This is a genomic window from Microcoleus sp. Pol7_B2 (assembly GCF_036701035.1).
In the GTDB taxonomy this organism is placed as follows: domain Bacteria; phylum Cyanobacteriota; class Cyanobacteriia; order Cyanobacteriales; family Microcoleaceae; genus Microcoleus.
This window is the reverse complement of sequence record NZ_JAUBQB010000038.1, coordinates 49,937-61,799: the sequence shown is the minus strand read 5'-3', so window position 1 is coordinate 61,799 and position 11,863 is coordinate 49,937. Positions and strand designations below refer to the sequence as shown.

13 protein-coding genes, 1 tRNA gene and 1 pseudogene are annotated in these 11,863 nt (G+C 47.1%); 5 read left to right on the top strand and 10 right to left on the bottom strand.

Annotated elements, in window-relative coordinates; translation table 11 throughout:
* Positions 1-143 precede the first annotated feature (143 nt).
* Positions 144-389: pseudogene (locus QUA57_RS15860) on the top strand (IS1 family transposase); the annotation flags it as partial.
* A gap of 205 nt (positions 390-594) precedes the next feature.
* Here the strand turns inward: QUA57_RS15860 and QUA57_RS15855 are convergent.
* From QUA57_RS15855 to QUA57_RS15820, 8 genes are all read right to left on the bottom strand, one after another.
* Positions 595-668: transfer RNA gene (locus QUA57_RS15855), tRNA-Val, on the bottom strand.
* An 86-nt stretch (positions 669-754) separates the two neighbouring features.
* Positions 755-2,737: a serine/threonine-protein kinase gene (locus tag QUA57_RS15850; protein WP_333061925.1), complete on the bottom strand. Its 1,983-nt coding sequence runs from the start codon at positions 2,735-2,737 to the stop codon at positions 755-757.
* Between the two features lie 106 nt (positions 2,738-2,843).
* Positions 2,844-3,290: an SRPBCC family protein gene (locus QUA57_RS15845; RefSeq protein ID WP_333041342.1), complete on the bottom strand. Its 447-nt coding sequence runs from the start codon at positions 3,288-3,290 to the stop codon at positions 2,844-2,846.
* 88 nt (positions 3,291-3,378) lie between these two features.
* On the bottom strand, positions 3,379-4,824 hold the full coding sequence (gene zds / locus QUA57_RS15840; protein ID WP_333061923.1) for a 9,9'-di-cis-zeta-carotene desaturase: 1,446 nt from the start codon (positions 4,822-4,824) through the stop codon (positions 3,379-3,381).
* A gap of 60 nt (positions 4,825-4,884) precedes the next feature.
* Complete coding sequence (locus QUA57_RS15835) at positions 4,885-5,058, bottom strand: hypothetical protein (RefSeq protein ID WP_333061921.1); 174 nt, start codon at positions 5,056-5,058, stop codon at positions 4,885-4,887.
* A gap of 15 nt (positions 5,059-5,073) precedes the next feature.
* The gene (locus QUA57_RS15830) at positions 5,074-5,256 is read right to left on the bottom strand and encodes a type II toxin-antitoxin system PemK/MazF family toxin (protein ID WP_333061919.1); all 183 of its coding nucleotides are present in this window, start codon (positions 5,254-5,256) and stop codon (positions 5,074-5,076) included.
* Positions 5,246-5,500 (bottom strand): hypothetical protein, encoded by a 255-nt coding sequence (locus QUA57_RS15825; RefSeq protein WP_333061917.1) that lies wholly within the window; start codon positions 5,498-5,500, stop codon positions 5,246-5,248. Before QUA57_RS15825 ends, QUA57_RS15830 begins: the two co-directional genes overlap by 11 nt.
* A gap of 157 nt (positions 5,501-5,657) precedes the next feature.
* Positions 5,658-7,310, bottom strand: coding sequence for a DUF6930 domain-containing protein (locus tag QUA57_RS15820; RefSeq protein WP_333061915.1), 1,653 nt, complete (start codon positions 7,308-7,310; stop codon positions 5,658-5,660).
* Between the two features lie 245 nt (positions 7,311-7,555).
* Here QUA57_RS15820 and QUA57_RS15815 point away from each other — a divergent pair, with 245 nt between their 5' ends.
* From QUA57_RS15815 to QUA57_RS15805, 3 genes are all read left to right on the top strand, one after another.
* Entirely contained in the window at positions 7,556-7,909 is a 354-nt protein-coding gene (locus tag QUA57_RS15815; protein WP_006632680.1) for a HesB/IscA family protein, read from the top strand.
* Between the two features lie 87 nt (positions 7,910-7,996).
* Positions 7,997-8,413, top strand: coding sequence for a tetratricopeptide repeat protein (locus QUA57_RS15810; RefSeq protein WP_333061913.1), 417 nt, complete (start codon positions 7,997-7,999; stop codon positions 8,411-8,413).
* 196 nt (positions 8,414-8,609) lie between these two features.
* Positions 8,610-8,807, top strand: coding sequence for a hypothetical protein (locus tag QUA57_RS15805; protein WP_172187588.1), 198 nt, complete (start codon positions 8,610-8,612; stop codon positions 8,805-8,807).
* 172 nt (positions 8,808-8,979) lie between these two features.
* Here QUA57_RS15805 and QUA57_RS15800 read toward each other — a convergent pair whose 3' ends face one another.
* The gene (locus tag QUA57_RS15800; RefSeq protein WP_333061911.1) at positions 8,980-10,611 is read right to left on the bottom strand and encodes a DUF3352 domain-containing protein; all 1,632 of its coding nucleotides are present in this window, start codon (positions 10,609-10,611) and stop codon (positions 8,980-8,982) included.
* A gap of 148 nt (positions 10,612-10,759) precedes the next feature.
* Here QUA57_RS15800 and thyD point away from each other — a divergent pair, with 148 nt between their 5' ends.
* Complete coding sequence (thyD, locus tag QUA57_RS15795; RefSeq protein WP_333061910.1) at positions 10,760-11,686, top strand: thylakoid membrane protein ThyD; 927 nt, start codon at positions 10,760-10,762, stop codon at positions 11,684-11,686.
* Here thyD and QUA57_RS15790 read toward each other — a convergent pair.
* The coding region (locus QUA57_RS15790; protein WP_333251194.1) for a hypothetical protein at positions 11,683-11,863 on the bottom strand (181 nt) is incomplete at its 5' end. The two genes, thyD and QUA57_RS15790, sit on opposite strands and share 4 nt — an antisense overlap.

Below are 11,863 nucleotides of genomic sequence, written 5' to 3'. Positions count from 1 at the left end.
CTACCTAATTATCAACAAGGCATAAGAGCTATGAGGCTTATTCTATCAGCGTTATAGGCGACAAGTCGCCCCGACAGGGAATCGCGTATTAGCTTGCTTTTCTGATTAGATAAACTTATAACCATAAGTTCAGGAGAGCCATCTATACCGATTACTGGCAGGCCTATGAAACAGCACTGCGATCGCAAACGTCCGAAAAGCCGTAGGCAAGGACAGTGGATTGACCAGTTACATAGAACGATTCAATAACACGAAAGCGGCAACGAGTGTCACGGCTAGTAAGAAGGACATTATCGTTCTCTAAGAAGTTAGACAATCACATGGGCGCAATCTGGAATTTCATCCATCACTACAATGCACTGATTCGTTCTGAGCCTTCTAGTTGTTGAATATGTCTGCTTTTTCTCTATCCTTTACTAAATAGGACTACCTGTCCTCAAAACATTAATAATATTAATTTCTCAAAGAGGATAATATGTCAACGCGGACAGGTAATTTGTTAACTTGACATCAATCTGTTATCAGTGACAAATAATTTGACACTCGACAACATGTAGAAACAACAAAACCAGCTTTGTGGGCGGGTTTTAGGTATGGACACAACTGGACTCGAACCAGTGACCCCTACGATGTCAACGTAGTGCTCTAACCAACTGAGCTATGCGTCCTCACGAATTCCTAATGTAGCAGAACATTCGATCGCCTGTCAAGCATAAACATGAGATTTTTTAAGCGGGCCCTCTTGACATCGCCCCTAATGCCCAATCGCCCGCCAAATCTTCACAGTTCGATCGCCCGCACCGCTAGCCAAACTCCCCCCATCATCACTAAACGCCACCGACAAAACCTCCCCCCCGTGGCCCGTCAGAATTTCCAGCAAACCCCCCGTACCCGCATCCCACAAATAAATCGTGCCATCCCGACTCCCCGTCGCCAAAACCCGACCATCGGGACTCAACGCCAGACACAAAACATCCCCAGAATTGTCCCTCATACTCCGCAACAGCGTCCCTCGCCCCTGTGCATCCACCCGCCACAACTTCGCCGTACCGTCCCGACTCCCCGTCGCCAAAATTAATCCTTCTCCTACTCCCCCCCTTACCAAGGGGGGGGTCGCAAAAACGATCGCCCGCACCCAATCCCCGTGCTCTGCTAAAGTACAAATCGATCGACCATTTTGCCAATCCCACAACTGCACAGTCTTGTCCCGACTGCCGCTAGCCAAAAACTCCCCGCCAGGACTAAAAGCCACCGCCTCCACCCCGCCAGCGTGACCAGTCAAAGCCGACATCCCCTTTCCCTTATTCAAATTCCACAACTGCACAGTTTTGTCCCGACTGCCGCTAGCCAAAACCTGACCATTCCGACTAAAAGCCACAGCAGAAACCCTGTCAGAATGACCAGCCAAAGCGTACCACCACTTACCCTTATTCAAATCCCAAATATGAATCATTTTGTCCCGGCCGCCACTAGCCAAAGTCGCGCTATCAGGACTAAACGCCACACAAGTCACCCAGTCCGAATGACCCGTGAGAGTGTACCACCGCTTACCCGCATCCAACTTCCACATCTCAATCGTCTTGTCCTCACTGCCGCTAGCTAAAGTCGCGCCATCAGGACTGAAAGCTACCGACGTGACAGCATTAGAATGCCCTACCAGAGTATGAACACACCTCCAAGTAGGCGCGCGTGCGGGAACAACCCGCTGCATCGGCGGCACAGGTATGATTGTGCCTGCAAGCGTTGGCGGCACTGCATTCTGCACGGCCGGCGTTCTTTGCTGCACGGAAATAGCAGGGGCCGCCGGAGTGGGAACCTGTGCCGCCGACTGCTGCGCCTGCAAATCTTTCAATACCTCAGCTACAGATTTGTAGCGCCGACTGAGACTCGATTCGATCATTTTGTCGAGGATGCGACTTAATTTCGGATCGATTGGAACCTTCAAAAAGTCTCGCCAAACCCAAACATCTTGATTGATATCAAACAAATCAAAAGGAGATATTTGAGTTAGCAAATAAATGCAAGTTACTCCCAAACTGTACAAATCACTGGCATAAACCGCTTGACCTCTAATTTGTTCCGGCGCTACGAATTCGGGAGAACCGATGACTGTACCGGTTTCTCTCAAACCCTCCACAACTTTTGCAGCGCCAAAATCAACTAAAACTAATTCCCCGGTTAAGGTGGGGTAAGTATAAATAATGGGAGTTTGAGAAATGCGGCGGCGGATAATATTGGGGGGTTTAATATCTCGGTGAATTACACTGCGATCGTGCACGAACTGCAATACTGGCAATAAATCCTTCAGCAGACTGAGAATTTTACTTTCGCTGAAAGGCCCAGTCCGCGCCAACTCTTCCTGTAAATTTTGACCTTCTATAAATTCCTGTACCAAATACTGATAGCGTTCCTGCTGAAAGTGCGCCAGCAGTTCGGGAATTTGCGGGTGTTTCCCCAATTCGTCCAGCCGCACTGCTTCTCGGTTGAATAATTCTGCTGCTTTTTCGCTGCTGCTGGTACCTTGAGATAGCGGGAAAAACTGTTTAATTGCACAGCGGGGTTTTGAGGGTTTGTCTTGGTCTATTGCTAAAAAAGTCCGACCGAAACCGCCGCGCCCGAGGGGTTTGATGGCGCGGTAACGTTCTCTCAGCAACAGTTTGGAGCCGCAATTCAGGCAGAATTGGGTACGATCGGCATTTTGCGGGTTTTGACAAGCGGGGTTTAGGCAGTAACTCATAACTGAACCGAGAAGGAATCAGCAGCACATCTCTATGATACTGACGCCAAAGGCCGATCGACTCTAGCGTTACAATTAAAAACCACAGGACTTTAGTCCTCAGAATTTAAGATGTCGCTTTCACTTTCAGAGCATACTCTTTAAACCTTTCCAAGTCAGCCTGAATTGTGGATTCAACGACGCGGCCGAGAAATAGGTTATCCATCAATTTTCCCAGCCAGCCTGGAATTCCGTAAGCCACTGTCAGCTTGACGATACTGCTGTCTTTGCGATCGTAAAATCTTACTGCACCTCGATTTGGTAAGCCGTCTACCGATTCCCACTGAATTATCTGATGCGGCACTAATTTGAGAATCCGAGAAAGCCAGCTAAATTCTAACCCACCAGTTGCGAGTTTCCAGCGAGACAATTCTGGATCTTCTTCGAGAACATGAACAGATTCTATCCACTTCATCCAACGCGGCATTTGCTCTAAATCTGACCAGAGTTGCCACGCTAATTCGATGGGAATTGCCACTTCTACTTGGACGCTGTGTTCTAACCAATCAGTCATGGGATTTTAGATTTTAGATTTTAGATTGAAAAATTGTTTTTTTATTGTTCCCAGGCATAGCCTGGGAACAATAAAAAATGAGATACGACTAATGACTAATGACTGTAAGAGCTTCAAGAATTGCCTTAGCCGCTTGATGGCCTGAAAGTGTCGCTCCTTCCATGCTATCAATGTAGTCTTGCTGAGTGTAACTTCCTGCTAGAAAGAAATTGGCGATCGGAGTTTTTTGAGCAGGGCGGAAAACATCCATTCCCGGTGCTTCGCGATACAAAGATTGAGCGAGCTTAACTACACTGTACCAAGTCATGTTTAATTCCCGGGCTGACGGGAATAAATCCTGAACTTGCTTAAGTACGTGTTGGGCGATCGCCTCATTGCTTTGTTTAATAAACGGATCTCCCGGTGTCAGCACCAACTGCAGCAGCGAACCTTGTCCTTCTTTATAATAATCCTTGGGACTTGCCAGCGCTAGGTCTGCAAAACAGGAAAAGTCTGCATCTGCTGAATACAGCAAATTATCGATTCCTACAGCATGGCTCAACTGTTTGCGCTTGGCTTCGTCTTCCAGTTCCGTTACCCAACCGTCGAACCGCAATTGTACTGTAGCAACCGGCACAGCATCTAATTTATAAATGTTGTCAAATTCTGACCATTTGCGCCAAGCTGGAGGCAATATTTTCTGAATTCCAGGCACATCTAATGCAAAAACATAAGCATCGGCGGTAATAGTTTCTTCCGTTTCGCCGCTAGCTATTGCCAAACCAGTTACATGAGTTTCTGCACCTTCTTGAAACAGAATTTCTCGAACTCGGCGCCGCGTGTGGATTTTCGTTCCTTTACTTTCCAAATATTCCACAATTGGTTTGTGCAAATATTCGTTGGGAGAACCGGCTAGCATCCGCATGACAGAGGCTTCGGTTTTTGATGCAAAGAATTGAAAGATTGTCAACATACACCGGGCAGAAATATTTTCAGTGTCGATAAAACCCAGTGCGTAGGCGATCGGATTCCACATTCTTTTGAGCGAGTTTTGGTTGCCCCCTTGACTGCGGAACCAGTCAGCGAAGCTAACTTTATCCAAATCGCGGATAGTTTTCATTGCCCCGTCAAAGTCTATCAAACCTCGGACGATCGGGCTAGTTCCCAGGGCGATCGCATTTTGGATTTTGTCTTGTACGGATAGCTGGGATGTAGTAAAAAATGCCTTCAACCCGTGCAAAGGAGCACCCACCGGAAAGCGAAAATCCAAAGAACCAGTTTCGCCGCCTCGATTGATAAAAGTGTGGACGTGTTCTTTGAGGAGCAAATCGTCAAAAGCCCCCACTTTTTTCATCAGGGCAAATAAGTTATAATAACAGCCGAAGAAGACGTGCAAACCCATTTCAACGTGATTGCCGTCGGGATCTACCCAACTGCCAACTTTGCCGCCGACAAAGGGGCGGGATTCAAAAATTTCTACTTCGTGGCCGGCCTCCACTAAATCGACTGCTGTGGTCATTCCAGCCAGTCCCGCACCTGCGATCGCAACCCGCATTTTACCTATCCTTTACAGTATTTTTACAAATTGTAACAAATTTTAGAATTTCCGAAACATTCAAAGTTCATAAATGCCGATCGACACTTGTATAGCGCTCTGTATTCTTGCCAAAGACACAGCACTAATTTGACCGTAAGGGCCTTGTTCTAGAAATGTCTGTCGCAAAGCAGAAACGTTTTCACATACAGCTAGAGAATCAGCTTGCAATCCTCCCTCACCCGCAGGAATCAAGAAACGAGTAGGATTTTATACTCCTGCAAGGTTACTTGTGAAAGGAACAACAATTACAGAATCAGTAAACTCGTTGCGGATATCGGGAGAAACCACAACAACAGGTCTTTTTTTGGTATCTCCTAACGGACGTAAAGCCCTTGAAAGATAAATCTCACCTTGGCGGGGATAAGTTTTTCCTGTTGAGTTATACTCCATCGCTGCTCCATGTTTCTTCTATCTGTTCTTCTACAAAATTAAACCACTCTTTTTCCTCCTCAATATCTTCTTGGCTGCGGTTTTGATAAAACTTCCGCAACTTATCTTCTATTTGCTTAGCGTACCAGAGACGGAGAGCTTGTTCGATCGCCTCCGTCCAATTATCAGTAACTTGGTCTATTTTCTCCGAGAATTCAGCATCAAGGGCGACTAACACTTCTCGCTTTTGAGTATAATTTGACATAATCATTTTCCTTAATAATTTAAAAACTATGGTGCGCTGGGGCGCACCTTACAAATTACTTTTACCTCTTCCTTCTCACCACAGTCAACAGCCAACAGTCAACAGCCAACAGCCCACAGTCAACAGTCAACAGTCAACAGTCAACAGTCAACTAACTTCAAAACATCGGCATCAACTGAAGTGGCCCAATTCCCAAGTCTTTAGCAGACACCCAGCGCACCTCAAGCAAAGCGATCATATCCTTAAACTGAGGCTGACCGCGAGAAGCACCCATCAACCCTTTAGCAATAATCAAACCGCACCAACCGTTGGTTAATTTACAGCGGCGATCCCACTTCTTGCGAGCTTCCTGATGCACCGGATCGTCTTCATTAAACTCCCCAAACAAATACAGCTCCCCATTTTTAGTTTGCAAAATACCCAAGTCATATTGCTCATCCTGAAAAGGATTTTCGCCCGGATTAAAACCAATCCCCTTCACGCCTCCAGCTTCTTTCAAATCCTGAATCATAGTTTTTGCCTTCGGATGAGAAGTTTGGATCATCACCACCGGCAAACCATCTCCGGCTGTATTAATATCAATTTCTGCACCTTGGTGAAACTGGACACTTTGCCGCAGGAACTCTACCGTTTCCCAAGGTACGGCGCCGAGACTCAAAAATGAATTTTGCGGCACCAAATCGTCCCGCAGCAGTGGCTTGTCAAAGTCATCATCATCCTCATCCTCGTCATCATCGTCATCACCGAGCATCTGTAATAATTCGTCTGACACATCCGGCATCGTTGAAACTTTAACGGATACCTGTTGAATTTCTCCGTCAGGCTGCGGAACTGGGATGCGGTAGCGGCTGCTAAGACTGGGAAAAGTGTCTGATCCCAATTTCCGGCGACCGTTGCGGAAAAAGCGATGAAATGCTTCGAGAGCAACTAACATCGTGAGGGCTTCTTCTTCGTAAAGAATCGATCGCAATCCTTCTAAAGGATGTAGGTTGCCGAAATTTGGTTCAATTTCCGATGGAGGCAAATCAGCTAAATCAATTTCGTCCTCGTCGTCGTCCTCATCAATATCTGCTGCACTTTCAAAGGTAACAAACAAACAGTCTTGTCCTAAAAAAGCCTGTTCTAAATCTTCAAAAGATTCATCGTTGACGACTCGTTCTCGAAACCGCTTCAAGGATTCTAGAGAACGGTACAGTAAAACTCCGTAATCCATTCTGCCTTGCCCCAATACGGACACGTAGAGGCTGGCGACATCCCACTGATTGATTTCAATAGATATAATTTGATGTTCGCTCAAAGTCCGCCACGGAGCATCTTGCCAAATTTGAGCAGCTTTTTCCATTAAAACTTCAGCATACTGAGGGGGCAACTCAGGAGGTCTGTTGATCGCGACCTCTTCCATGCCGCGAAATATTTCGTCAATTAAGGGCAATTCCGGCACGTAATCAATGGAAATGCCTAAATCTTGAAGTACGCCCCGCAGATAAAATTGAATTTCTCGGTTTTTGACTACTATTTTTTGGGGGCGGACTGCAGGAGCCGGACTTTGGGGATGTTCCATTGCCCGTAGCAGGGCCCGGACGATCGCCTCTGGGCCAGCATCTGGGCCTACCATGTCCATAGCCCTCACGACTCCTTCGGAGCCATCGACCCAGAGAATGCACTCGCCACCAGCTTCTAGAACGTCATCGTCATCTAGCATCATGTGCGAGTCAGCATTAGATAAGGGTCGGCGATCGCCCTCCCACACGCTGGGAATTTGAGGTAAGTTTTGTAGCCGACGAAGAGTAGAGCGATTCAGCGCTGCCATAGAGTAAGCCCGTTGAGTGAAGCATTGTTGCGGTGCCGGTAGCCGGTCAACCGCTGCTTATCAATCATAAACCCTATAGGGGGAGAGGGCATCAAGCTTGGGAACGAGGCCCCACGGGAATTAAAAATTAGAAGCTAAAAATTCTGCCTTCAGCATTTAACCGAATGCCTTCTGGCGAATGCCTGTACAATGGAGCAATAAGATTAAACTCTTAGCATTAGACAGTCTCAGGAGTTCGGCAAATTATGACTCAAGCCATTTCTGAAAAGCGCGGCATTCAAATGACGGACTCTGCTGTCCGTCAAGTTTTAGCCCTGAGAGAAAAACAAGGTAAAGACCTTTGCTTGCGGGTAGGGGTGCGCCAGGGCGGATGCTCTGGAATGTCCTACGTGATGGATTTCGCAGACCCAAGCACTGTGAAATCCGACGATGAAGTATTCGACTACGACGGTTTTCAGGTAGTTTGCGATCGCAAAAGCATTCTTTATCTCTACGGTTTGGTTCTCGACTTCAGCGATGCTATGATTGGGGGCGGCTTTCAGTTTACTAACCCCAACGCAACTCAAACTTGCGGTTGTGGCAGTTCTTTTTCTACATAAATCGGAAAAGAGGGCATGGGGCAGAAAGTTGTTAACTGCCCCATGCCCTTTTCCATGCAACATCCCAAATCTAAAATCTAAAATCGAATGACCCCTGAAGAATTGTTTAAAGACGGTTTCGATCGCTACCAAGCTGGCGAAGCCCCGGCTAATCTGATCCCCGTGTTTAAAGAAGTGTGCGAGAAAGCTCCCAAAAATGGCAATGCCTGGGCTAGCCTCGCGTGGCTCTACCTGTTAGAAAATAAACCCGCATCGGCTCAAAAAGCAGCGAAAACAGCCGTTAAATTGAACCCTCATGACCCCCAAGCTCGCATCAACTTAGCAGTAGCCATCCTCGATCTCAAAGAGAAAGGAGTACGCCCCCATGTTGAAGTGGCTCAGCAATTACTGATGGCTTCCGAAGAGTTGCTCGACGAAGTTAAAAAAAATTTTGAAGAAGGATTAAGAAGAAAACCCGACTGGAAGAGTCTCGCCCGCGTTAAACAGTGGCTTCTGGAGCCGTAGCCGCGCAAACAAGTCGATGTGTGGGCGGGGATCGACGAAAGTGGCTTTGCGGTTTATTACGACATCGTAATAAATCAATAAATAACTTTATGGAAAACTCAGAAAGTCAGTGCTAGTATTTGAAGACTTAGACGATTGACAAACCCGCTCAGCGGTTTTCAGATTTTACTACGATAATACTAGGAGTTGTAAAAACATGAGCAATGACAGCCACGTTAACATCAAACCAGCAACCCGCAACCACAAAGGTTTCTTTATTCAGCCAGCTTCTTACAAGTTGATGAGCATCGATAAATCCGGCTGGGCCTTGATTTGCATGGACAAAGCAGTTTGTCACTACGTAGACCCGGATGATTTGCAATTGCCGAATAAATCAGGAATGTCTGAAGGTTAATTCTGAAGTTTTGAGAGACTTTAAGATGCTTTATTTGAGTAGCTGCCCTCCATTGAGGGCAGCATCTTTTTTTTGTCAGGAAAAACTCCGGCAACGTGCAGTGAATCGGGATTTAAGGGATAGAAGGATAGAAGGAAGAATTACCGAGTACAAATTACCGATTACAAATTCCCTAATTGTTAGATTTCAAGGCAAAAAGCATCTCCAACTCAGCAGTTGTCGGTTGCGTAGAAGCTGTGGCTACGCTAACTCCTCGGAGAGAATTCAGCAATTCAGCAGCGGGCGGCGAAACTAAATTTGGCTGTACTGCGAGCAAATATTGGTTAGCCCAAGACATGGTTTTTTCCATATCTATGTAAAAGTAACCTTGGTTGGCCCGCGGTAAAGAAGTAGCGATCGCCTGAAAACTCGGACTGCTGCTTAACGGCTGGGGTGGCGTCGAAGTAATCACATCAACTAAAGGGCCGCCGAAAGCTACAAACACAGAATTTTCATTCAGCCAACCGTGTCCGAATAAAGTGCCTTGCTGGGGTATTTGCCACTCCGTAACTTCTTTGCCTTGAACTTGTCTGGGGGCGACACTGACTGTAGGATTGCTTTTGGCGATCGCATCGAGTTTTTTCAGAGTTGCTTCGGCTGCAGGGCGATCGCTGGTTTCAAAAATCATCGCCGCCCCCATCCCCAACTGAGACAAAATGCCTTGATTGGAACCGATCGCCCCGATCGCAAATTCCCCGTTCATCCAACCAAAAACCTCTCGATCCGCATCCAAATCCAAGCGCTTAAAACTATCCCTCACCTGCTGAACTCCCCTGTCAACTTCCGGGCTATCTTTTGCCTCAGCGGTTGCTTGCGACCAAATTTTATCGATTCCCTTGCCGCCGACTAAAGCAATAGTTTCATCCGGAAATCTGGGCAACAATTTCGATGCAAATTGGGGATTTGGCTGCACGAATTTAGGGTCTAACTGAACAATAGTTTTTACCCTCAATCCCTCACTATCTGCTCCAATTCCCGCAACCAAAGACTTGACTTGTTTGAACTGTGAAAACACTGTCCAAGGCAACTGGATATCGGCGGGCAAATTAGTTTTCAATTGCTCAATTGCAGCAGGATAGTCAGCAATATAAACAGTTGCGATCGGATTCTTGACACCAGCACTCTCTGCAAAAAACTTAGTTGTACTCTGCTGCGTAGCGAGGGAGGGTTCTCCTTTAAAAGTATCGATCGCCAATTCCACAGGCTTTTTCAAAGGAGCCATCACTAATTGGTCGTTCAGCAAAGCCACACTGTAGCGCTTGCCAGTAGGCTCTGCAATCTCAGAAATTTTCACTCCTTTATACTCGGTTTCTTGAGTAGTTGCACCGGGCTGAGATTTTAATTTATTCGCAAAATTCCAAGCGCTAATTTTATTTTTCACGCTGACTACTACGAGCAGTTTTGGAGGCTCTGTATTCGTCACAGTATCAGGGGGCAGCAAAGCGACCATCACCCCCCCTAACCAAGGCTTTAAGTCCCTGTCAAAGTCGATTTGAGTGCCTGCCAAGCTTTGTTCTTGAAAGCCCTTCAAACCCTGACCGATCAACTTTTGAGCTCCTGGCGTGCCAAATCGCTGCAACTTGGACAACGCTTGCGGATTGGGGGAGATAAACGCGGCCATCATTGCTTCGTCGGGCACAACTTTGGCGCTGTCTTGAGGGTTGGATACTTGTTGGCTCAAACCCTGGAAGTAAAAGTAGACCGCAGCGCTACCTGCTGCGACGGTGGAGGCAGCAATTAGAAGCTTTGATTTTTTTGCAGGCATGGTTTGTGTTCCTCGCGTCCCATATCAGTTTAATCAAAATACAGAAAGCTTGTGGGGAGGCGATCGGGCCGGCGCTCTAGTTTTGTATAATTCAAAACAAGTTTGGACGATCGTCTAAACTGCTAGAACTGTGCATTATTGGTAAAAGATGAAAGTAGCGATCGCGGGAGCAACGGGATTTGTAGGTAGCCGGCTGGTGGAGAAGCTGCAAGCTGCGGGACATCAAGTGGTGGTTTTGAGCAGGGATGCGGCAAAGGCTGGCCGAGTTTTTCCCGCTTCAGCTTATCCGAATTTGGAAGTTGTCGCCTACACTCCAGCGGAGTCTGGTGATTGGCAAAAGTCGATCGCTGGCTGCGACGCTGTTGTCAATTTAGCAGGGGTTCCGATTGCAGAGGAAAGGTGGACGGAGGCGCGCCAGCAAGCAATTCTGGACAGTCGCAGACTGACGACGGCAAAATTGGTCGAGGCGATCGTCAATGCTAATCCTAGACCATCTGTGTTTGTTAGCGCATCGGCGATCGGCTATTACGGAACCAGCGAAACCGCTGAGTTTGACGAAACTAGCCCTGCTGGAAACGATTTTTTAGCAGCAGTTTGCAAAGACTGGGAAGCAGCAGCCCAACCTGCAAAAAATGCGGGAACGGGGCTAGCAATTTTGCGGCTGGGGATAGTTTTGGGAATGGGAGGCGCGTTGGCAAAAATGCTGCCACCTTTTAAACTATTTGCTGGCGGCCCCCTCGGCACTGGGAAACAGTGGTTTTCTTGGGTTCACCGCGAGGATGTGGTTGATTTAATTTTGTACGCTTTGCAAAATCCGCAAGTTGAAGGCGTTTTGAATGCGACAGCACCGAATCCGGTGCGGATGAATGAATTGTGTCAAACTTTAGGGGAAGTTTTAAAGCGGCCTTCTTGGTTGCCGGTGCCAGGTTTTGCTTTAGAAATGCTGTTGGGAGACGGGGCAAAAGTTGTTCTGGAAGGGCAGAAAGTGTTGCCGAAACAAACTTTAGCTAGCGGTTTTCAATATCAATATCCGACGCTGAAATTAGCACTCGAAGAGATTTTATCGGGAAGTTAGAAGTCGCATCCTCGTTGTCCAAGAAACCGGGTTTCTGCGATAATTTTGGCATCTTCACGCCCGATTGGGTGAAGAAACCCGGTTTCTGAGGCCCTGCCATCCAAGAAACCGGGTTTCTGCGATAATTTTGGCATCCTACCGAAGATTTGGGTAAGAAACCCGGTTTCTGAACCCCAC